Genomic DNA, 22,208 nt, shown 5'->3' with positions numbered 1-22,208 from the left:
CTCATGTCTTATATTATATTACTTTTAGAACATTAGGGCAGACCACTTTTTAAAATATCTAAACGGATTACCTCTGTTACAGCTTCTGTGCGAGAGTTTACGCCTAATTTTTTATAAATTTTAGTTAAGTTGTATTCAATGGCTCGTATACTTAAAAATAATTCATCGGCAATTTCTTGATTACTATACCCTTTAATCAAGCTTCTCAGGATGGATATTTCTTTTTGAGTGAGTAGTGTACTTAAATTATTGCTTGAGGGAATTGGTTCTTTTAGTTCTTTTAATAAGGGTAAAGGCAATAAGACATACCCTTTTAATGTAGCACGTATAGTCATAATTAAATCTTCATAAGGAACAGTTTTACTAACTATTCCACAAATGTTCAAATTCATAAGCGAGCTAAATTGTGAATAGTAATCGAAGCCAGTATATAGAATAACTTTAGCTTTAGGTCGTATTGCTAAAAGTTTTTTTGTTAGATCTATACCAGAGCACTCAGGCATTTGTATATCAAATAAGTAAATATCATAGTCGCTAATTTCAAATTCTTTATATATTTCTTCTAGCTCGTGAAGATAAGTAACCTTAAAATCTTGTTCATTTTCTAATATGGCTTTAGTACCTAGACCTACCATTTGATGATCATCTACCAAAAGAATATGAATCAATTTTTTCACCTCGGTATTGTTATATGGATTTCCGTACCAATACCAATTTCAGTAATGAAGTTGATATTTCCGTTAAAGCTATAAACTCTTTCTTTTATACCATTTAGTCCTGTATGTGAGTTATTGACTGTTACTGAGTCCGGCTTAAATCCATTACCGTTATCTCGATAGTCAAGATATATGTTCTTTTCATCATCCCATAAACTTAATGATATTTTAGTTGCATTAGCATGTTTATGTGCATTGTTTAGAAGTTCTTGAATAACCCGATAAATGCAAATTTCCAAATTATAGTCGTCGTGTTCGATGATAGGGGGAAAATCATATGTAATGTCAAAGCTAGCCTTTTTTTGCATATTTGCACACAATTCTCTTAAAGCTACAGTTAATCCCCCTTTTGTTATTGAGATTGGACGAAGCTCATTGCAAGTAGTGCGTATTTGATTAATTACATCTTGCATCCCGTTCTTTATTTGATGTAATTGACTTAGTGTATCTCTTGGAAGGTAGGGCGTTGTAGTGATTAAGTTTTCAAGTGAACGATACCAAATAATTTGATCCTGTAAGGCTGAATCATGAAGATCAGCTGCTAAACGTCTTCTTTCTTGCTCGGATAATTGAAACAGAAAACGTGATAAAGTGGAAGATGATTGTGACTGTTGAACCTCTGTTTGTTCAATGGTATGTATTAGATTTTCAACAGCAAAAACGTTTTCATAAACGAGTCTTATATATTTAACAATATTAATAAACCAAACTTTTTCATGAAGGTTAAAAACTGTTTGATTTTTTTTATAGCCAATCCATATGTATGTATGGGTTGTTTCGATTGTATAAATCCTCATACCAATTAAACCTTGGTAATCAAGTAAATCTATCTTTTTATTTTTATGATTACGTATTTTATCTTTGAATTTTTCAGAAAGGTGAATAGCTTGCTCGTTTTTTGGAATTTCCTCTAAATGGAAATTATCTGTAAGATAGTCAAACTTTATAAAAGCAATAATGCTTGGCCCTAATGATTCTTGAAGCTGGTTGATAAACAAATTTTTTAAATCTTTTTCTTTCATGCTTGATGATAATTTTCCAATAAAAAACTCAAGCTGCTGAGACAAACTATCATCCCGCATCCAAAGGCGATGTCGAAGGACAAAGTCTACTTTCTCTTTGATAAAAAGTAAAATAATAATCATACTTACAATTAAAAAAATTAAAAAGAAAAAATATAAAATCTGAGAATTAGGATTTAAGCTGCCAAAAATAATAATTGTAGCAATGCTTATAGCAGGTAAAAGAGAAAGTAAAAAGTAATAAGGAATTCTACTTAATATGAAGTTTAAATCTATTACTTGTTTAGAGACAGATAAATAGAAATATCCAATAGGGATAATAAACAAAAAAATTTCAACGGTATCATCATCTAGGTAGGGTAAATTTAGCATATATGGTAATGCATGCAGCAATATGAATGGTGTGAATGCGAGGACATTAATCCATACTAACCATTTTAGGATTGTCTTCCCTTCATGACATATGTTTTTTATGTAGTAATAACATAATAAAAGAATCACAAAAAAAACATTTGAGCAAAAGTAAAATAAAACTATATTTGCACTAATTGCTGAAAAATGACCTTTATATAATAAATTTAATATACTGATTGATATGATAATGATGGAAAAAACTTTATTAAAGTTAAACCACATCGATGATTGTTGTTGAATAATTCTTCTTTCATGAAGAAGAGCAAAAATAAATAAAACTAAATACATTGATCCTAGTGGTAGAAAAGTAATAATGATGATATTAGCGATAATATCATCCCTTCCAGACTCGGTCGAAGCAAATAAACTCAAAGCAGCTGATAACAAGAATCCAATGAAATATCGATTCACTGCATTTGGAGATTTAACCATTAGCATGGATAAAACTAATGCTAGTATAGAAAATAAACTTGGAATAATTAGTTCTTTAATAGTACTTCTTGTCTCAAACTTTGGGATAGCAACTGTTTGTGTAATTTCGCCGTCTGTAATTTCTACTTTGCTTCCTCTGTTTATAGATACATCAGTAATTGGCTGTCCGTCAATCTTTTTGATAATATTTCCGGGTGAAGCGGTTGTATAACGTACCCATCCATCATTTTGGTTAATATTGGTTATTATATATTCACCAGTTGAATTATTAGATATATTTATGCCCATATATGGCGTTAGCATTAATGATAATAAATAAAAATGTATAATGATAAATATACTACTTAAAATTAAAACAAATTTTTTGAAAACCATAATCTCACTTCCCATAATTATAGTGTTTTAAGAACAAATAATATAGTTGAAAGGATGTAATCTAAATGTTAATGGATGTAATTCATTTATTATTAAATAATTCGAGTAACATTGATCAAAAAGAATTGATATATATGTTATCTGCAGATGAAATTAAAGTAATTACTGATGCTCTGAAATCGCTTGAAAGCGTAAATACTTCTATTCTACCGGCTTCAAGTTCGTGGGCTTCAAAATAATGACTAAACTTTAATGTTAAGTAGTAAATTTTTGTGTTTATTTGAGATATCTAAAGAAGATATACAATCCTTAAACTTCTTAAGGTATATTTGCTCAACAACATGACAATATGTTATTGCACCACCATTCATAATACAAAGTAGTAATTCTTGAAGTTCACTATCAAGCAATTCCTCAAAAGATTTATTATTGTTATAATATTCCTTTATTGATGAAAATTTTGGATCTTGTATATGTAGATAATATAAAATAGGAAGTGTCTTCTTTTTATCTTTGATATCATTTTTATGTATCGAATAAGATAAATCATTTACATCATTTCTTATTTGTGCAATAACTCCGAGATAATAGGAGTATTCTTTTATTTTTTCAAATGTTGATGGACATACATTTCCGGCACCAAGTAAATTTGCTAACAAGATGAGAGATCCTGATTTCAATGCAGTCATGTCAAAATACTCTTGTTCAGTAATAGTGTCATTAATTAAATCAGTGTGCTGCCCATTAATTGCATCAAGCATTAATGGGTAAATAAAGATGTTAAAGAATTTTTTTACATCACTGGAACAATTGATATAATGTATTCTTTGGAGAGCTATAAATAAATACCCTAGTAGAATATTTAAATTATAACTAAGGGGTTTATTACTCCAAGGATTACATAGGGCATCATTATCCTGAATATCATCCAAAATATCGGCAGATAAAAGTATAAGTTCTACAATAGTTTGGATTTCTGTTAATTCGCTTTTATTATGTACGTTTCTAAAAATATTGTAGTGTATTTCAGTTAATTTTGAGAAACTTAAAGGTTGTTTAAATTTAAATTGTATATACTTAATTGCAGTATCTTGTAATTGCTGGTTGAAAAAAGACTCAATAATCCAATTATATGCACAATCCATAATTTCTTGTTGGGAAGTAGTGTTCATTTTTTCTCCTTTCTTTTAAAATGTCTGTAAGTAATGGAATGTATTTTTTACAAAATTAGTAATTATGTAAGTATATTACAGTATAGCATGGTTTTTTATAAATAGTTAAGATGTTTTAAATATTAGATAGGTCTTTACAAATCCTCTTTAATAATTTTTTTACGATAACACATTTGTAATAGTTTCTTTTTATTTAGTAATTCCTTTTTAGATTATTGAAAAAAGGATTTCCTTTTTTAAGTTTCATCATTAATTGAAAATGATAGGAGTGGAGGATTGACGACTCCTTTGGAATCACCCTGAAGTGAGATAATTAGAGGAAAGAGTTCTAAAATCTAAAAGCATATATTCCAGTATTGAGTGATGCCTTTGCGACGAATTCCTATTGCAGAAGGAAATTAATCGGTCGCTCTCAGAAAAGTGACTGTCGGAGTGGTAATAATCCTAATGACGTTATGGTGATGGATCCTTTGAAAAGAAATCTTGTAATTGACAATTTCTGAAAATTTAGCTATATTGATAACAACTAAATGGAAAGTAGGTGATGTGACATGATGAATAGATCTGTAATTAGCGAACTGCAATTCGGTTTGTTCAATTTCACACGCCTAAAATATACAAAGTGACGCCGTGCCATAACTCGGGGTATTTGTGTATCTTTTAAACGTGCCTGTGAAACCTTGTAACTGCCGAATTGCAGCTACAAGGTTTTTTTATCGTAGTTCCAAAAGGTGAATTGCGATAGGGCCTCTTGCGGATGGCAACTATTTTCGCTGAGGCATCATACGTTTAGGAGGAAAATAAATTGAATTTAACAATATTAGGTTTTACAACATATTTTGAAGAGCAAATGATAGAAATGAAAAAACAGGCTAAATTAAAAAATTGTGTGCCTGCAAGGGTTACTTTAGAGCATAAGCATTCTTATCGGGTGTTAGCTGAAGAGGGAGAGTGGCTTGCGACAATTGCTGGTCATTATGCGTATACGTCTTTAGCGAGGGAGGACTATCCAGCAGTTGGTGATTGGGTGCTAGTGGAGAAAATGCCCGGTGAGGAACGAGCAATTATTCATCAGCTATTCCAACGAAAATCTGTATTTTCACGTAAAGTTGCAGGAACGGAAATTCAAGAACAGATTGTCGCATCAAATGTCGATATTGTGTTACTTGTTATGAGCTTGAATGCTGCTTTTAATATTCGACGTTTAGAGAGATATTTAGTGGCTGCTTGGGATTCAGGTGCAAAGCCCATTATTGTCCTGACAAAAGCTGATTTATGCGAGGATGTTTCGAGCTTAGTACAAGAAGTGGAGTCTGTAGCCTTTGGTGTGGATATCTTTGTAACGAGTGCTCTTTCAGGCGAAGGTCTAAAGGAAATTCAAACGCTATTCACAGAAGGGGTCACGGGGGCATTATTGGGGTCTTCTGGAGCAGGGAAATCCACATTAACAAATGCTTTATGTGGTGAGATACTGATGAAAGTAGCGGGTATACGTGAGGATGATGCCAAGGGACGACATACAACAACCCATCGAGAGCTAGTAGCATTGCCTGCTGGCGGCTGTCTAATTGATACGCCAGGGATGCGTGAGCTTCAATTGTGGGATCAAGGGGATAGTTTAGCTTCTAGCTTTCAAGATATTGAGGAACTAGCAACGGCTTGTCGTTATCGTGATTGTACACATCAAAAAGAGCCTTATTGTGCTGTCCAGCAAGCTATAGTAGATGGGGACTTGGACCAATATCGTCTACAAAGCTATTTTAAGCTGCAAAGAGAATTGGCTTATATGGAGCGCAAAACAAATACGCAAGCAAAACTTGAGGAGCAGCGTAAGTGGAAGCAAATAGCCAAGGGAATGAAAAAGGGGAAGAAATAATCAATAGGAGCACAGCCATGACAATTCGAAACATCAATCATTTATTGTTTTCAGTTTCTAATTTAGAGGAATCCATCACTTTTTATGAAAGAGTATTTGATGCCAAGTTGCTAGTAAAGGGGAACAGCACAGCCTATTTTGATGTAAATGGGCTGTGGCTAGCTCTTAATGTAGAAAAGGATATACCCCGTAATGACATCCATCATTCCTATACACACATTGCCTTCACAATCGCTGAGGATGACTTTGATAAGATGTATGACAGATTGGTGCAGCTAAAGGTCAATATTTTAGCGGGTCGGCAAAGAGATGAAAAGGATAAAAAATCGATTTACTTTACAGATCCTGATGGTCATAAATTTGAATTTCATACAGGAACTTTGCAGGATCGTTTGGATTATTATAAGCAAGAAAAGCAGCATATGGCGTTTTTTGATAACTAATTAAGGAGAGATTTTATGAATAAAGCGTTTATTTTTGATATGGACGGAACATTATTTCAAACCAATCTTATTTTAGAGCCTGCGCTCGATGCAACATTTGATGTGCTGCGGACAAACGGCTTGTGGCAGGGAGAAACACCTATAGAAAAATATAGAGAAATAATGGGGGTTCCTTTACCAGTTGTGTGGGAAACATTATGTCCTATGCATGCGGTAGAGATACGAGAAGAGAGCAATGTATTATTCCATGTAAAGCTGATTGAGCAAATACGTGGACATAAAGGTGCTTTGTATCCAAACGCTGAACAAACCCTTGCAACATTGTCAGAGAATTATCCGTTATACATAGCGAGTAATGGACAGGTTGACTATTTACAAGCAATCGTCGAAACCTATCAGTTGGAGCGTTTTATAAAGGGAATCTATAGCATTCAAGCCATTGCAAGTGGGCATAAATCAGACCTGGTCAAAAGAGTTGTAGATGAAAATAAAATTGATTACGGGGCAGTGGTAGGAGATCGGTCTTCGGATATCCAAGCTGCACAGGACAATCAATTACTATCAATAGGTGTACGCTTTGACTTTGCACAAGACAAGGAGTTAGAAAAAGCAGATATAGTAATTGATGATTTAACTGAGTTGCTAAAGGTTACATTAGATTAACTCAAGAAAATGAATCAAAAAAAGGACGCTTTTACAACAATCATTGCATTTCTTCACAAGAAGGCGTAAAATAATGCCAATCCTATAGAAAAAGCATTGAAAAGGAAAAGTAAATTGGATTAGCATTTTGTAGAGAGCCTCTGTTGGTGGAAATGAGGTAAATGAACCCTGTTGAAAATGACCTTTGAGCTTCGTACCGAAAGCTTTTTAGCCAGTAGATTACGACGAGATGGGCACTCGTTACAACAGCAGCAGTATCTCTTTTTTGTGTGAAGACGTACTGAGAGAGGCAAATAGTGTGAGCTATTTGTAAATATAGGTGGTAACACGGGTATACTCGTCCTAATCAGATTTGATTAGGACGGTTTTTTTTACTATTTTTTCTGTGAGGGGAGCATTTAGAATGACGATTGTTATTGGAGGCGCTTGGCCGTATGCAAATGGCTCTTTGCATTTAGGGCATGTTGCCGCATTATTACCAGGTGATATTTTGGCTAGATATTACCGACAAAAAGGCGAGCAGGTTTTATATGTATCAGGCAGTGATTGTAATGGTACACCCATTTCTATACGTGCCGCACAAGAGAATACAACGACAGAGGCTATAGCTAATCACTATCATGATGAGTTTACTAGATGCTTTCATGATTTAGGATTTACCTATGATTTGTACACAAGAACGGATGCGGAGCACCACCATGAATCTGTTAAGGCCCTTTTCTTACAGCTACTGGCCAACAATTTTTTATACAAAAAGAAAATTGAACAGGCTTACTGTGAGACGGATAAACAATTCCTACCAGATCGATTTGTCGAGGGACTTTGTCCAAATTGTGGAGCGAAAGCAAGGGGAGATCAATGTGATAACTGCTCAGAAATTTTAGACCCACTAGATTTAATTGATAAGCGCTGCAAAATTTGTGGGAACGAACCTGTTATTCGGGAAACTGAGCACTTTTATTTTACCTTTAGTCAATTTCAAGGAAGGTTGGAGTCTTATTTAGCACAAGCGAAAGTCGAGAAACGTTGGCGTGACAATGCTTTAGGGTTAACGGAGCGATACTTGGCAGAGGGAGTTCCCGACCGAGCAGTAACAAGAGATTTACCGAATGGCATAGATGTTCCAGTGCCAGGTTTTGAAGGGAAAAAAATATATGTATGGATAGAAGCTGTAGCAGGGTACTTAACAGCAAGCTTGGAATGGGCAAAAGAGCATCAAATAGCCATTGAAGATTTATGGAATGAAGAGACCATTTCATACTATGTACATGGGAAGGATAATATTCCATTCCATACAGTTATATGGCCAGCCATTTTAATGGGAATTGGATCTAAGGCATTACCTACCCATATTGTATCCAATGAGTATTTAACATTAGAAAAGCGCAAATTATCTACTAGCCAGAATTGGGCTGTATGGGTTCCTTATATTTTAAGTCGTTATGATGCGGACTCTATTCGTTACTTCTTAACGATGAATGCGCCAGAAAATCGTGATACTGATTTTTCATGGCGGGAATTTATTTATAGCCATAATGGTGAACTACTCGGAGCCTATGGTAATTTTGTAAACCGTACTTTGAAGTTTATTGAGAAATCATTTGCTTGTCAGGTGCCACAAGCGGAGGTGGACAGCGACATTCGAAAACAAACTGTACAATTGTTTAATGAAGCGGGCGTTCTTATTGAAGGTGGTCATTTCAAACAGGCATTAGAGTCCATTTTTGAGTATATTCGCGGAGCTAATCGTTATTTTGATGAACAACAGCCATGGCTACAGGTAAAAGAAAACGTAGAGGCAGGTAATCGTACATTAGCAACTTGCGTCTATATCATTGGGAATTTAGGACAGCTGCTGCATCCTTTCTTACCGTTTTCAGCAAAGAAAGTAAGAAATATGTTAGGTATAAATGAAATGATGTGGCATGAGCAAGTAGATCTGCCTAAAGTCATTCAAGAGGTGACACCATTATTTGAACGTCTGGATATCGAACGAATCGATGAGGAATATCAAAAACTAGTTAGGGATAGTCACTAGGATTGAAAAAGCAGTATGGCGGAAGAGCCATACTGCTTTGCTAGTTTCATTTAATTCATAACAGGTGTTAATTTTGTCACTACAATGCTATTGATCGCATTAATATAGGCTAATGCACTTGCCTTAAGAATATCAGTATCTGCTGCTTTTGCAATATACTTTTCGCCTTCATGCTCAATCGTAATTTTTACTTTACCTAAAGCCTCTTTGCCTCGTGAAACACTATTGATATTATATTCCACTAGTTTTACATCCATATTTGTAATTTTTGCAATGGCTGAATAGAGGGCATCAATTGGGCCAGAGCCTACTGCACTAGCTTTAAATACTTCACCGCCTTTACGAACCTTAACACTTGCAGAAGGGAAGCTTGTATTGCTGACGACTTGTAGATCATCAAAATCAAAGAATTGCTCACTATAATGTGTAGCATTTTTATTATTGGCATCATGTTTTTCATAATAGCTTTCAACAATAACATATAAGTCGTGATCATATACTTCTTTCTTTGCATCGGCTAGCTTTAAGAACCCTTCAAAAATACCTTCAAATTCCTCTGTTGAAAGATTAGTAAACCCTAATTTTTCAAGAGCATTTTTCACTGCATGGCGACCAGAGCGAGCTGTTAGTACTAGCTCCATATCATCAAGACCTACATCCTCAGGATGGACGATTTCATAAGCATCACGCGATTTTAACAAACCATCTTGGTGAATACCAGAAGAATGGGCAAATGCATTATCTCCTGTAATGGCTTTATTGACCTGTACATCTAAGCCCATAAAGCTAGAAACAAGACGTGAAGTATTCATAATTTCTTTTGTATTAATACGTGTTTCTGCATTGTAGACGGAGCCACGAGTTTTAAGTGCCATGACAACTTCTTCTAATGCAGCATTACCTGCACGTTCACCGATACCATTGATTGTACATTCTACCTTATCTGCACCATTTTTAATTGCGGCTAGCGTATTAGCCGTTGCCATTCCAAGATCGTTGTGACAATGAACACTTAAAAGAACGCTATCATCTAAGTTTTTCATACGGTCGTTTAATTTAAAAATCATTTCGCCAAATTCCTCTGGCTCTGCAAAGCCTACCGTATCAGGAACGTTAATCATCGTTGCGCCAGCTCTCATAACAGCTTCAATTGTTTTCCAAAGATATTCAAAGTCTGAACGAGAGGCATCCTCTGTGGAATACTGAACTTGCGGCAATAATGTTTTAGCGTATTTCACAGCATCCACGCCAATTTGTAAAATTTGATCTTTTGACTTGCTGAATTTTTTCTCTACATGAATATCAGATGTGCCAAGTACCATGTGAATCATCGGGTTTTGAGCATATTTCACAGCGTTATAGACAGCATCAATGTCAGCCTTTACAGCACGTGCTAATGCTGTAATCATAATGTCGTTTGTATTGCCAACCTTTTCAGCTACAGCTTTGACGGCATCAAAATCACCTTGAGAGGAAGCGGGGAATCCAGCCTCTATAATATCGACACCCAATTTTTTCAGCTGCTGTGCGATCTCTACTTTTTCGTAAAGATTTAGCTTTGCTCCAGGCACCTGTTCGCCATCACGTAAAGTTGTATCAAACACCCAAATTTTTCTTCCCATTTTCAAACACTCCTTTTTAGTGATTAGTATCTAAAATCTACACTTAGGCCAATAAGTCATTAAAAAATAAAAAAACCCGTCTCTATGTAAAAAATAGAGACGAGTTTATGCTCGCGGTACCACTCTAATTGACCTTCTCTATATAGAAAAAGTCCCCTTATCGACAGCTATCACTGTCTATCCTGTTAACGGGGGAAACCGACATCCCTTACTGAAAAGTTCAGGGAGTAGCTCATGGACGAGTTCAAAATGTGTGCCTACCGATTTACACCAACCATCGGCTCTCTACAAGTACACAACCACTTTTACTATTTCCAATCTTGGCCTGCAATGTGTTGTTGAAAGCAATATTACTTGGATATTAACTTCCTGTCAATAATATTCTAAAAATTTATTTAATTCTGTCTTAAGTATTAACTACCTTATTAAATATTTGATATTTAGTGAAATGTTGATGGAGGCACTAAAAAATATATATTTCCCGTGAGTAAATGGTTAGGGGAGTTAACATATGATAGGTTGGAAAATCATGATATTTTTTTGTATGAAGAAACTGCTCGTTTTCTATAAACCTAAAGAAAACGAGCAGTCTTTTATTCTAGCTTAAAACGCGAGACTTGCGTATGAAGTTCTTCTGCCATATTTGAAAGTGTTGCTGCTGAAGCTGCTACTTCTTCGATAGTAGCTAATTGTTCCTCGGAAGCAGATGCAACATTTTGTAAATTAGATGAGGACATTTGGGCAATAGTTGCAATTTCATCAAAGGAAGCATAAATTTGCTCTGCACTAGAGGACATCTCCTCTGAAACAGTCGTTGCTTCTTGGATTTGCATGGATACTTGCTCAATCAGCTCAACAATCTTAGAGAAACCTTCTTCTGCTACCTTTACTACTTGCATACCAATTTGAACCTCTTGAGTTCCAGTATCCATCACCGTTACAGCACGGTTTGTATCCTGCTGTATTTCAGAAATCAAGGTAGCGATTTGCTCAGCGGATTTTTTTGATTGCTCTGCTAACTTTTTCACTTCATCTGCAACGACTGCAAAGCCGCGTCCATGATCGCCTGCACGGGCTGCTTCAATTGCAGCATTAAGTGCTAATAAATTTGTTTGTTCTGCAATATCAGTAATAATACCAATGATATTGCCAATTTCAATGGAATGCCCGTCTAGGTTTTTAACAACACTTGCTGACTCTAAAACAGCCGTGTTGATTGTTGTCATCTGAGAGATAACACGATGTAAAGAATCATTTCCTTTCTTAGCCTCTGAATTTGTCTCGATTGCCAGTTCAGAAACAGCAGCAGTAGTAGAAGCTAATTGTTGTATACCCTTTGTCATGTTTTTCATTGCTTCTGAGCTTTCAGTTGCGTTTTTCCCTTGAGCCTCTGAGCCACTAGCAACCTCTTGAATAGAAGAAGTGATTTGTTCTGTAGCCTGTATAGTTTGCTCTGCACTAGCTGTTAACTCAGCAGCAGAGCCACTTACTTGTACAGTATTTTGGCGTACATTTGTAATTAAATCCTTTAAATTTGTAGCCATTTGATTAAACGCAAGCGCTAAATCACCCACTTCATCACGATTTTTTATACGAATTTGTTCAGCTGTTAAGTCACCCTCAGCTATTTTTTTCGCAGCCTTAGCCATACCGTTAATTGGACGAGACATTAGACTACCAACCACCATAGCAATTATCAGACTTATGACAACAGCAAAGACTCCAAGAAGCATCATTTGGAGCTTGATGTCTTGAATTTGATTGGATGTAGCAGCCATTTTACCTTCTACATATTCATTTTGATAATTAGAAAGGTTTTCAACACGTTCATCGAATTGTTTAATAATTAAGCGTCCTTGAGTACTATCCAATTTTTCGTACTTCTCTGTTTCTCCAGCAGCTTTTAACTCAAACATACGATCTGCAAATTGTTGAACATTTTGCTCACTTTTATTAATAGCTTCAAGCATCTTAATTGATTTCTCTGAATCTAAAGTAGCCATTAATTCTTCTGATTTTTGTTTAAATTCCTCGCGTGAGGCTTGATTACTTTGAAAGTTTTGTTTGTCTCCAAGTAGTAAGTAGCCTCGCATGCTGACAATTTCCTGTTTTGCAATCACCCGTAATTCCTGAATACTTATAGATTTAGTAGTTTGTTCCTCCAGTAATGTACGATAGGTCTCATTTACAGAATCAAGCTGTTTTATATTTAAGCCGATTGTTGTAACGAGTACCAAAATAACTATAAAAAAACCGAGTAATAATTTCTTGTAGATAGTAAATCGCATAGTTGAAATATCCTTTCTCAGTAATTAGTAGAAATGTTACAAAATAATGAAATATGTATATATATCATTTATATCAGATTATATGAATTTTACAAAGTATTATGAGTATTTCTACAGTAATTAGTAGTTTGAAAATGGGTATTAATTATATATGAAGTAATAAAAAAAGTAGATTTTATCGCTATAATGCTACTAATAATAGGGATAATTAATGGTTCAGATTGAATATTAAGTCAATTTTCATAAATTTTGAAACTTTACTAGTAGTCATAACGTAGATGTAGTAAAGGAAAAAAACAGGGGTGGAGAAAATGTATAGGCCAATTTTAAAGTTACCTAAAACAAGATCAGAAAAGATATGGGACTATATTGGTGGTAGTATATTTATTTTATCCATCTTTTATATTATATTGGCATGGGGTAAGTTGCCTGATGAAATACCTGGTCACTTCAATGGGATGGGTGAGGTTGATCGCTGGGGCGCAAAAATAGAATTATTCATTCTTCCATTCATCGGTTTATTTTTATGGATGCTAATGGGCCTGCTAGAAAAAGTACCTCATATGCATAATTATCCGTCACGTTTAAATGAAAGTAATGTAAAAGCATTTTATTTGAATAGCAGAAAAATACTAAATGAAGTGAAAAATATCTGTATCATTTTATTTGCTTTTATATCGATTCAGATGGTTCGTATTGGTCTTGGTGAGGTAAATTCATTAGGCTGGTGGTTCCTACCCATTGTATTGATAGGTGTATTGATCCCAATCATTAAAGGGTTTATAACAAGCTACAAAATAAAATAGTGAGACTCAAACGCTTAGGATACTCTTAAGCGTTTTATTTTTGTGAAAAAATTTTTATAGTTTGTCACAAACTTCTATTAATTTCAGTTATATAGATTGGAAAGGGGGGGCAACTTTGACTACACGAGATCCATCAAAAGAGCGAGCTGATATAGATATTGAATCAATTGTGGAGCAAGTTCAATCAGGGGACACGCGTGCCTATGCAGAAATCATTTGTTGTTTTCAAAAGCAAATTTATATTTATTGTTACTATATGCTAGGAACTAAAGAGGAGGCGGAGGATGCTTCGCAAGATATTTTTATTAAGGGATTAGAAAATATTCATAAATTTTCTTATACGGTCTCCTTATCAGCTTGGCTTTATAAAATTGCTCATCATCATTGTATTGATGTCATAAAAGCAAAAAATAAGGGCTATAAATTTTGGCTAAATATGAAGCAAGAACAGGTGAAGCAGACACAGACACCAATGCCTGAATATGATGAAATGATACATAGGCTACTGGAAAACTTATGTGTAGATGAAAAAAGGATTTTATTACTTCGTTCTATTGAAGAGTATAGCTTTGAAGAAATTGCTGCCATTATGGATTTGAAAGCAGCTACAGTAAGAAAAAAGTATGAACGATTACGGAAAAAAATAATAAAGGAAAATAAGTTAGGAGGTGGATTTTATGAGCATTCATTTAAAGCAGAAGGATAAAGAAATGACACAAATAGAGCAGCTAATTCGTGAAACACCTGTAGAAGTTGATTTGGTTGATCGTGTAATCAGTAAATATGAACGTAACGAGCAGCCACAAATAGTAAAGTACCAGAAGAAATGGCACTATAAAGTTGCTTTTGCAACAGCTATGCTAGCTTGCCTACTAGTTATTACACCATTTATTTCACCAACAATGGCTGCAACGTTTAAACAAGTGCCTGTACTATCCTCAATTTTCCGTCTCGCTGGTGATTTGGGGTTGCAGATGGCTGATGAAAAAGGACTTTCTACAAAACCACAGGCAAGTATGACACAGGAGGGGTTTACATTAAGTGTATCGGAAGTAGCATATGACGGTACACGTGTTTCAATTGCTATTGAACGCCCCTATAAAGAAGATGAGAAAGAAGCTTTAATGGATTGTATCAGTAATTATAATTTGTTTATAAATGATGAGCCTATTAATTCTTTTGCTCCGAGTGAGTCCAATTCTATTAGTCCTTTTATGTACTCTGGTAAAGATAATGCTTCTGCCATTATTGAATTTTCCGATCTGAGAAATCAGGGAGGGCAGCCTTTCCCAGAGCAATTTGATTTAACCATTCAAGCTTTTGTCAGAGGTATAGAAGACCCCATTGAAATTGATATTCCTGTGAAAAATAAAGTGAAAGACTATGTAGCTTTAGCACCAAATATAAGTCGACAATATGACAATATTCATCTGACTCTTGAAAAGGTCAAGCTAACACCAGTTACAACAAGTATCACAACACGAATGGTTTTAACTGATAATTCAACGTTCACTGGTAATTTAACACTACTAACAATGGGGATAGATATTATTGATGAGTATGGTCGTGAAATTGAAGTAATTGGAGGAAACGGTTGGAACGCTACCAATGGAAACATTCATCTTGATGATCTTCGATACACTCCTTTTGAATCTGTTCCAAAAACAATAACCTTAAAACCCTATATCCATCTTTTCAAGGAAAACGAAAAAGGTATGTTTCAATTGGATAAAAACGGTTATCCAAAAATTCGATATATACCTGAATTAGAGATCACTATACCAGTTCAACCATAAAAATAATTGAGAAAGTGTAGTAAAAGCTCACTTTCTCAATTTTTATTTTTCTATATTTATATAAAGTAGATGGATATTCAGTTATACTAGCAAAACAAGGCTTTTGAATAATCTATAGTATATGGAGTATATATAAAGAATAAGTTTTCAATCCTAAGAAATAAAGGGGAATAGAAGATGGCAGTAACGTTAGTAAGGCATGATGTGAAGTATGCTGAGGCTATGCATGCGTTGTCTTCTATGCCACAGGTTCGAGATGCCCTAGGCTTACCTGCTGGCAAGGTAGAAGACACAATTCATTTTATTAAGCGTGAACGTATAGATGAAGAAGAAGGTAAGACCGTCCCTCGTGTGATTTTAGATGAGGAGGGGCAAGTCATTGGTGTGACATCATTAATGTTTATCGATCGTCATAAAAAGAGCTGTCATATCGGCTCTTGGCTTGGCTATCAATTTTGGGGGAAGGGCTATAATCTTGAAGCAAAAACGGCTATTTTAGATATTGCGTTTTTTGAACTGGGATTATCACGTGTATTTGCAGGAGCCCGAAAGGTTAATATCCGTTCGCAGAAAGCACAAGAAAAGCTACCTTTTGTTCGATTAGGAGTGGAAAAGGATTATCCTGAGGAGCATTCGTGGTTAGAAGTGAAGGAAAAGCAACCATGTGTGTTAAATGTTTTTGAACGAGAAGATTATGTCCGTTATCGAACATCCCTAGAAAAGGTAGAAGGGAACCGAGAAGCTTTTTTACCTCAGCTTTTATTAGCGGATGAAAGTGAAGTGGCGGTTCGAAAATATTTAGATAAGGGTACATTATATAAAATTAATTGTGGAGAACTGCTAGTGGGAGTGGCATTAGTCATTCCTCAATCTGACACTACAATTGAATTGAAGAATATTGCTATTGAAACCAAGTACCAAGGGAAGGGAATAGGCAAAGAGATATTACGACAACTTACTGAAAAATGCCGTAAGGAAGGCTATCAGGTAGTGTTGGTTGGAACGGCGAACTCAAGTATTGATAATATCGCTTTTTATCAAAAAGCAGGCTTTCGCATGGAGGCTATTGAAAAGGATTTCTTCAGTCATTACCCAGAACCAATTTATGAAAATGGTATTCGTGCATTGGATATGATTTTCTTTACAAAACAATTATAAGCAACTTCATAAAAAAATACCCGTTCAACAAATGTTGAGCGGGTATTTTTATTTACCGAGCAGTAGCGCCATTAATTTTTCCTTAGAATGAAGGAAATCGTCCAAGGTGTATTGATCTAACACGTTCAAATAGGCTTGCAAAGCTTCATACAGTACACCTTTTAGTTGACATTCTGGAGCTATTTTACATAGGTTATTCTCTTTATCGAAACATTCTACAAGATGAAAATCCTCTTCTGTATGACGAATAATTTCACCGATGGTAATGGTTTTTGGATCGATAGCAAGGCGAATACCCCCGCCGCGTCCACGAATTGTTTCAATGTAACCTAATAATCCAAGCTGGTGTGTCACCTTCATTAAATGGTTTTTCGATATATTATAAGCATCTGAGATCTCTTGAATAGTTGATAATTGACCATCTTCCTTTGCGCCTAAATAAATAAGCGTGCGCAGAGAGTAGTCCGTGTATAAAGTTAAGCGCATCCGAACACCCTACTTTCTATAATTCATAATAATTATAGCATTTTTACATTGAAGTATAATATCTTCAACCTATTTTTAAAGATGTATTTATAATACATCAAATATGTCTATTTTGTTAAAGATGTATTTTATATATTGCTTTAAGAGAATGAAAGCGTTATATTGTAATCACGAAAGGATGGTAAGCGATATGTTAAAACAAGAAACAATTCAAATTATTAAAGCAACAGTACCTGTATTAGAAGTTCATGGTGTTGAAATCACAAAGACGTTTTACAAAAATATGTTTCAAGCTCATCCAGAATTACTAAATATTTTTAATCACACGAACCAAGAACAAGGCCGTCAGCAAACAGCATTAGCTAATACTGTTTACGCTGCAGCAGTTCATATTGAAAATTTAGAAGCAATTTTACCAGCAGTAATGCTTATTGCACATAAACACCGTAGTTTAGGAATTTTACCTGAACATTACCCAATCGTGGGTGAAAATTTATTAAAAGCGATTAAAGAAGTACTTGGTGATGCAGCAACTGATGACATTATTGGTGCATGGGCCGAGGCATATGGCGTTATCGCAGATATTTTCATTCAAGTAGAAGAAGAGTTATACCAAAAAACTGAGAACAATGGTGGATGGCGTCTATTTAAACCATTAAAAGTGGCGAAAAAAGTTGTGGAAAGTGACTTAGTAACTTCTATTTATTTTGTAAATGAAGATGGATCACCACTACCAACTTATGAACCAGGTCAATACATCTCTATTCGAGTGAAAGTGCCGGGAGAAGAGTATTTAATGAACCGTCAATATACACTATCACAAGCGAGTGCAGAAGATGGCTATCGTATTTCGGTGAAACGTGAAAGTGACCATACGCCAAATGGTAAAGTATCAAATTATATTCATGATCACTTACAAGTTGGTGATTTAGTAGATGTAAGTGCTCCAGCTGGATTATTTGTATTAGAAGAAACGGCTGCACCAATTACATTTGTAAGTGGCGGTATTGGTGTAACACCTTTAAACAGTATGCTGCAATCTTTAAATGATAATGCAGAGAATGAAGTGAACTTTATCCAATGTGCTCGTAATGAGAAGGTTGTAGCGTTCAGCGATGATATTCAAGGGAAAGTAAACGTATTACCGAATGCATCCTATACAGCTTTATACTCTGATGAAGACAAGCTTATTACAAAAGAATTGCTGGCTGAAAAAGTAGCTGATAATGCAGATGTATATGTATGTGGCCCTGTAGGCTTTATGGAAGCGGTTATTAAAAATTTACAGGAAATTGGCGTGAAAGATGAAAAAATTCACTATGAATTCTTTGGACCGGCCATGCAATTAGCTAAATAAAAAATAAACTCCCTGCTATGAGTAATAACTCGTAGTAGGGTTTTTTTGTTGAATAATAAGGAAGCAGATAGATGAGTTTTAAGCAATATAGAGAACATTATGCCTTGCAATTGCAGCATCTTAAAAAAGATTGAAGCTTTATATTGACAATATACCTATAGGGGTATAATATAAAACTCGTAAGGAAGTTCAATCTATCGTTTGAAAGGGGGCATAACAGAATGGCGTATGGCTCAAACACTGCAAATCGTGTGAAACGTATGGAAGGTCAAATGCGCGGTATTTTACGCATGATGGAAGAAGATCAAAGTTGTAAAGATGTGATTACACAGCTATCTGCCGTGCGTTCTGCTGTTGACCGGACGATCGGTGTCATTGTAAGTGAAAATTTATTAGATTGTGTATCGACTGCTGAAGGCAATGCTGAAAAAATGAATGCTGCTATCCAAGAGGCGATGGATTTGGTCGTGAAAAGTCGATAACTTAATATACCCACAATCGTATAAAAAGGAGGACTGATCATATGGAAATATGGATTATTATTGTGCTTGTGGCAGCCTTTTTCGTTTGGCGAATGAAGCCTGTGAAGGGCGTTCAATCAATTTCTACAGCTCGATTAAAAGATATGCTGAATGATAAGGATAAGATATTTATCGATGTACGCACGCCTGCTGAGTATAAAGGTCGGCATATTTCGCAATTTAAAAATGTTCCGCTTGGATCGAACTTTGAAAACCTACCGAAGGATAAAGAGATCGTAGTTATATGTCAGAGTGGCATGCGAAGTAGTCAGGCTTGTAAGCAACTGAAAAAGCAAGGCTTTGATCGTGTTTCTAATGTTCGTGGTGGAATGAGTGCATACTAGGAGGAGAAAAAGGTGAAAGAAATTACAGCCAAAGAAGTTCAGCAAATTATGGAGCAAGGTGGGAAGTTGAATCTTATTGATGTGCGAGAGGTAGATGAAGTAGAGGCTGGTCGCATTCCAGGCGTTATTCATATCCCACTAGGTTTATTAGAGTTTCGACTACCTGAATTAAATAAGGGAGAGTCGTATATTATGGTTTGTCGATCAGGTGGACGTAGTGCTCGGGCTACTCAAATATTAGAAAGTAATGGCTTTAATGTAACTAATATGATTGGTGGTATGTTAGCTTGGGAGGGAAAAGTACAGTTATAGATTAAATCTATATTTTTTTGAATAAAAAAATACCCTTATAGGTATATGGAGGTTATGGAAAGTATGAAGGCGGATTTTCAGCTAGATGCCAAGGGCCTTTCTTGCCCGATGCCGATTGTGAAAACAAAAAAAGCGATGGCTGATTTAGTAGATGGTCAAGTTTTAGAAGTAGCTGCGACAGATAAAGGATCAAAAGCTGATATTGCGGCATGGGCTGAAACTGTAGGTCATCAGTATATTGGTACTATAGAAGATGATGGTGTAATGAAACATTATATTCGTAAATGTACAAACGACCAAATTGAAGAAATGACGTTTGATCAAACAATTGATTTAGAGCAAATCACAAGTCGTAAAGGATTAATTCTAGATGTACGTGAGGAAGCGGAATTCGCTTTTGGGCATATTGCGGGAGCAAAATCGATACCAATGGGCGAACTGGAGACGCGACTTTCTGAGCTTGATAAAGAGCAGGAGATCTATGTTATTTGTCGTACTGGAAAACGAAGTGACATGGCTGCGCAAAAGCTGGCTTCACGTGGTTTTACGAAAGTATTTAACGTCTTACCAGGAATGACATCGTGGTCAGGCGATTTAACAAAAAATATTTAAATTGGAGGAATTTTATTATGTCGAACAAAGTAGCAATCATTGCAAGTAACGGTGGTTTATTTGATGCGTATAAGGTATTTAATATCGCAACAGCTGCGGCAGCTTCTGAGAAAGAGGTAGCTATCTTCTTTACATTTGAAGGTTTGAATCTAATTCATAAGCAAGGTATGCATGTATTACCAATGCCCGCTGGAGCAGAACACTATGCTGAAGGGTTTACAAAAGCAAATGTGCCAGCTATTCCTCAACTAGTGGAAATGGCACAAGAATTAGGTGTGAAATTTATTGCTTGCCAGATGACGATGGATGTTATGGGTTTAACTACTGAAGATTTCATCGAGGGTATTGAAGTGGGTGGAGCTGTAACGTTCCTAGAATTCGCGAAAGACGCAGCACCGTCACTTACATTCTAGTGACCTACCTATAAAAGCGGAGAGGGCACCCCTCTCCGCTATAAAAAACGTAAAAATAATACCGATGGGGGTAATTGAGATGTCAATTCAAAAATGGAGCGCGTCACAAGTAGCTAAAAAGGTTATTCACAATGAAGAGTTGTTTATTTTAGATGTTCGTAATGCGGATGCATTCGAAGATTGGAAAATTGATGGCCATCGTTTTGAGTATTTAAATATACCGTATTTTGAACTGTTAGATGGTATTGATAATATTTTACCGAATATCCCAACTGATAAAGAAGTATTAGTCGTTTGTGCAAAAGAAGGATCGTCTTTAATGGTCGCTGAAATGTTAGCTGAGGCAGGTATTGAGGTTGCCTATTTAGCAGGAGGTATGAAATCCTGGAGTGAATATTTAGAGCCGATTAAAGTAGGTGATTTAACAGGCGGTGGTGAGCTTTATCAGTTTGTTCGCTTAGGAAAGGGGTGTCTGTCTTATATGGTCCTTTCTGAAGGTGAAGCAGCTATTATTGATGCTGTACGTTTTACAGATGTGTTTATAAACTTTGCAGAACTTAAAAATGTCCAAATTAAACATGTTTTTGATACACACTTACATGCTGATCACATTTCAGGTGGGCGCCATATCGCAGAGATGACAGGTGCAACCTATTATTTGCCACCTAAGGACGCTGAGGAAGTTGTGTTCCACTATACACCATTAGTTGATGGAACGACTGTTCAAATCGGTGCATCAAAAATAGATGTAGGAGCTATTTATTCTCCTGGTCATACAATAGGTTCTACTTCATTTGTTGTTGACAGCAAATATTTATTAACAGGAGATATTTTATTTATCGACTCAATCGGACGTCCTGATTTAGCTGGCCTTGCTGATGACTGGGTTGGAGATTTACGAGACACGCTTTACAAGCGTTATCGAGAATTGTCTGATGAACTTATTGTCTTACCAGCACATTTTATGATTATTGATGAGCTGAATGAAGATGGAACGGTTGCAAGACGACTAGGGGATTTATTTGTACAAAACCATGGATTAAATATTCAAGATGAAGCAGAATTTAGACGTGTGGTAACAGATGAATTACCTCCACAACCCAATGCTTATCAGGAAATTCGTCAGGTGAATATGGGGAAAATAACACCTGAGTTAGATCAGCAAACAGAAATGGAAATTGGACCAAATCGCTGTGCAGTACGATAAAACATGCTAAAGTGCAATGAGTATGCATGTATGCTTATTATATGTAAAGTTCGTGAATTGAAGGCGCTCATCCTTCATGAAGATATAAAACAAGAAGAACCGGCAAAATCGCTTACAACCTTTGCCGAGTCGAAG

The 22,208-nt window shown here is 35.6% G+C and carries 22 protein-coding genes and 2 other annotated features; of the genes, 16 read left to right on the top strand and 6 right to left on the bottom strand.

All coding sequences use genetic code 11. The features are described from left to right. Positions 1-32: 32 nt before the first annotated feature. Both PSR12_RS21965 and PSR12_RS21960 read right to left on the bottom strand, forming a co-directional pair. Complete coding sequence (locus tag PSR12_RS21965; protein WP_004231818.1) at positions 33-668, bottom strand: response regulator transcription factor; 636 nt, start codon at positions 666-668, stop codon at positions 33-35. Between the two features lie 5 nt (positions 669-673). Beyond that, the gene (locus tag PSR12_RS21960) at positions 674-2,959 is read right to left on the bottom strand and encodes a sensor histidine kinase (protein ID WP_221681568.1); all 2,286 of its coding nucleotides are present in this window, start codon (positions 2,957-2,959) and stop codon (positions 674-676) included. A 65-nt stretch (positions 2,960-3,024) separates the two neighbouring features. Between PSR12_RS21960 and PSR12_RS21955 the strand changes: the two genes are divergently transcribed. Further along, positions 3,025-3,198, top strand: coding sequence for a hypothetical protein (locus tag PSR12_RS21955; protein WP_004231821.1), 174 nt, complete (start codon positions 3,025-3,027; stop codon positions 3,196-3,198). Positions 3,199-3,201: 3 nt separating this feature from the next. On the opposite strand, the gene PSR12_RS21950 is transcribed toward PSR12_RS21955, so the two are convergent. Then, positions 3,202-4,131, bottom strand: coding sequence for a polyprenyl synthetase family protein (locus PSR12_RS21950; RefSeq protein ID WP_221681566.1), 930 nt, complete (start codon positions 4,129-4,131; stop codon positions 3,202-3,204). 805 nt (positions 4,132-4,936) lie between these two features. Here PSR12_RS21950 and rsgA point away from each other — a divergent pair. The 4 genes from rsgA to metG all read left to right on the top strand — a co-directional run bounded on the left by rsgA (position 4,937) and on the right by metG (position 9,151). Next, entirely contained in the window at positions 4,937-6,007 is a 1,071-nt protein-coding gene (gene rsgA / locus PSR12_RS21945) for a ribosome small subunit-dependent GTPase A (RefSeq protein ID WP_274770519.1), read from the top strand. 17 nt (positions 6,008-6,024) lie between these two features. Continuing rightward, positions 6,025-6,450 carry a FosM family fosfomycin resistance protein gene (fosM, locus tag PSR12_RS21940; protein ID WP_274770518.1) on the top strand — a complete coding sequence of 142 codons (426 nt, stop codon included), beginning with the start codon at positions 6,025-6,027 and terminating at the stop codon, positions 6,448-6,450. A gap of 15 nt (positions 6,451-6,465) precedes the next feature. Continuing rightward, positions 6,466-7,113, top strand: coding sequence for an HAD hydrolase-like protein (locus PSR12_RS21935; RefSeq protein WP_257520712.1), 648 nt, complete (start codon positions 6,466-6,468; stop codon positions 7,111-7,113). Positions 7,114-7,200: 87 nt separating this feature from the next. Further along, positions 7,201-7,461: a binding site (T-box leader), on the top strand. A gap of 55 nt (positions 7,462-7,516) precedes the next feature. Then, positions 7,517-9,151 carry a methionine--tRNA ligase gene (metG, locus tag PSR12_RS21930; RefSeq protein WP_274770517.1) on the top strand — a complete coding sequence of 545 codons (1,635 nt, stop codon included), beginning with the start codon at positions 7,517-7,519 and terminating at the stop codon, positions 9,149-9,151. A 50-nt stretch (positions 9,152-9,201) separates the two neighbouring features. On the opposite strand, the gene PSR12_RS21925 is transcribed toward metG, so the two are convergent. Next, positions 9,202-10,773, bottom strand: coding sequence for a 2-isopropylmalate synthase (locus PSR12_RS21925; protein ID WP_274770516.1), 1,572 nt, complete (start codon positions 10,771-10,773; stop codon positions 9,202-9,204). Positions 10,774-10,865: 92 nt separating this feature from the next. Then, positions 10,866-11,104, bottom strand: a binding site (T-box leader). 262 nt (positions 11,105-11,366) lie between these two features. Further along, positions 11,367-13,061, bottom strand: coding sequence for a methyl-accepting chemotaxis protein (locus tag PSR12_RS21920; protein ID WP_257520710.1), 1,695 nt, complete (start codon positions 13,059-13,061; stop codon positions 11,367-11,369). Positions 13,062-13,372: 311 nt separating this feature from the next. On the opposite strand from PSR12_RS21920, the gene PSR12_RS21915 reads away from it, so the two are divergent. The 4 genes from PSR12_RS21915 to PSR12_RS21900 all read left to right on the top strand — a co-directional run bounded on the left by PSR12_RS21915 (position 13,373) and on the right by PSR12_RS21900 (position 16,821). Beyond that, positions 13,373-13,867, top strand: a complete 495-nt coding sequence (locus tag PSR12_RS21915) for a DUF1648 domain-containing protein (RefSeq protein ID WP_274770515.1) — start codon at positions 13,373-13,375, stop codon at positions 13,865-13,867. 115 nt (positions 13,868-13,982) lie between these two features. Continuing rightward, positions 13,983-14,573: an RNA polymerase sigma factor gene (locus PSR12_RS21910; protein ID WP_257520708.1), complete on the top strand. Its 591-nt coding sequence runs from the start codon at positions 13,983-13,985 to the stop codon at positions 14,571-14,573. Beyond that, positions 14,545-15,663 carry a DUF4179 domain-containing protein gene (locus tag PSR12_RS21905; RefSeq protein WP_257520707.1) on the top strand — a complete coding sequence of 373 codons (1,119 nt, stop codon included), beginning with the start codon at positions 14,545-14,547 and terminating at the stop codon, positions 15,661-15,663. Before PSR12_RS21910 ends, PSR12_RS21905 begins: the two co-directional genes overlap by 29 nt. A gap of 177 nt (positions 15,664-15,840) precedes the next feature. Next, entirely contained in the window at positions 15,841-16,821 is a 981-nt protein-coding gene (locus PSR12_RS21900) for a GNAT family N-acetyltransferase (RefSeq protein ID WP_257520706.1), read from the top strand. Positions 16,822-16,869: 48 nt separating this feature from the next. Here the strand turns inward: PSR12_RS21900 and PSR12_RS21895 are convergent, their stop codons facing one another. Beyond that, positions 16,870-17,307, bottom strand: a complete 438-nt coding sequence (locus tag PSR12_RS21895; RefSeq protein WP_274770514.1) for an Rrf2 family transcriptional regulator — start codon at positions 17,305-17,307, stop codon at positions 16,870-16,872. 190 nt (positions 17,308-17,497) lie between these two features. On the opposite strand from PSR12_RS21895, the gene hmpA reads away from it, so the two are divergent. The 7 genes from hmpA to PSR12_RS21860 all read left to right on the top strand — a co-directional run bounded on the left by hmpA (position 17,498) and on the right by PSR12_RS21860 (position 22,073). Next, the gene (gene hmpA / locus PSR12_RS21890; protein WP_221681533.1) at positions 17,498-18,664 is read left to right on the top strand and encodes an NO-inducible flavohemoprotein; all 1,167 of its coding nucleotides are present in this window, start codon (positions 17,498-17,500) and stop codon (positions 18,662-18,664) included. A gap of 221 nt (positions 18,665-18,885) precedes the next feature. Next, a complete protein-coding gene (locus PSR12_RS21885) occupies positions 18,886-19,146 on the top strand; it encodes a metal-sensitive transcriptional regulator (RefSeq protein WP_004231849.1) in 261 nt (86 codons plus the stop codon). Positions 19,147-19,187: 41 nt separating this feature from the next. Continuing rightward, positions 19,188-19,529 (top strand): rhodanese-like domain-containing protein, encoded by a 342-nt coding sequence (locus tag PSR12_RS21880; RefSeq protein ID WP_221681531.1) that lies wholly within the window; start codon positions 19,188-19,190, stop codon positions 19,527-19,529. 12 nt (positions 19,530-19,541) lie between these two features. Next, positions 19,542-19,841: a rhodanese-like domain-containing protein gene (locus PSR12_RS21875; protein WP_004231854.1), complete on the top strand. Its 300-nt coding sequence runs from the start codon at positions 19,542-19,544 to the stop codon at positions 19,839-19,841. Between the two features lie 45 nt (positions 19,842-19,886). Further along, a complete protein-coding gene (locus tag PSR12_RS21870) occupies positions 19,887-20,453 on the top strand; it encodes a sulfurtransferase TusA family protein (RefSeq protein WP_221681528.1) in 567 nt (188 codons plus the stop codon). A gap of 17 nt (positions 20,454-20,470) precedes the next feature. Further along, positions 20,471-20,866, top strand: a complete 396-nt coding sequence (locus tag PSR12_RS21865; RefSeq protein WP_004231858.1) for a DsrE/DsrF/DrsH-like family protein — start codon at positions 20,471-20,473, stop codon at positions 20,864-20,866. Positions 20,867-20,945: 79 nt separating this feature from the next. Next, on the top strand, positions 20,946-22,073 hold the full coding sequence (locus PSR12_RS21860; protein ID WP_221681526.1) for an MBL fold metallo-hydrolase: 1,128 nt from the start codon (positions 20,946-20,948) through the stop codon (positions 22,071-22,073). Positions 22,074-22,208 lie beyond the last annotated feature (135 nt).

It is taken from the genome of Lysinibacillus sp. G01H (assembly GCF_028872195.1).
Taxonomy (GTDB): domain Bacteria; phylum Bacillota; class Bacilli; order Bacillales_A; family Planococcaceae; genus Lysinibacillus; species Lysinibacillus capsici.
The sequence above is the reverse complement of the archived record's forward strand: the minus strand, read 5'-3'. Positions and strand labels throughout refer to the sequence as shown.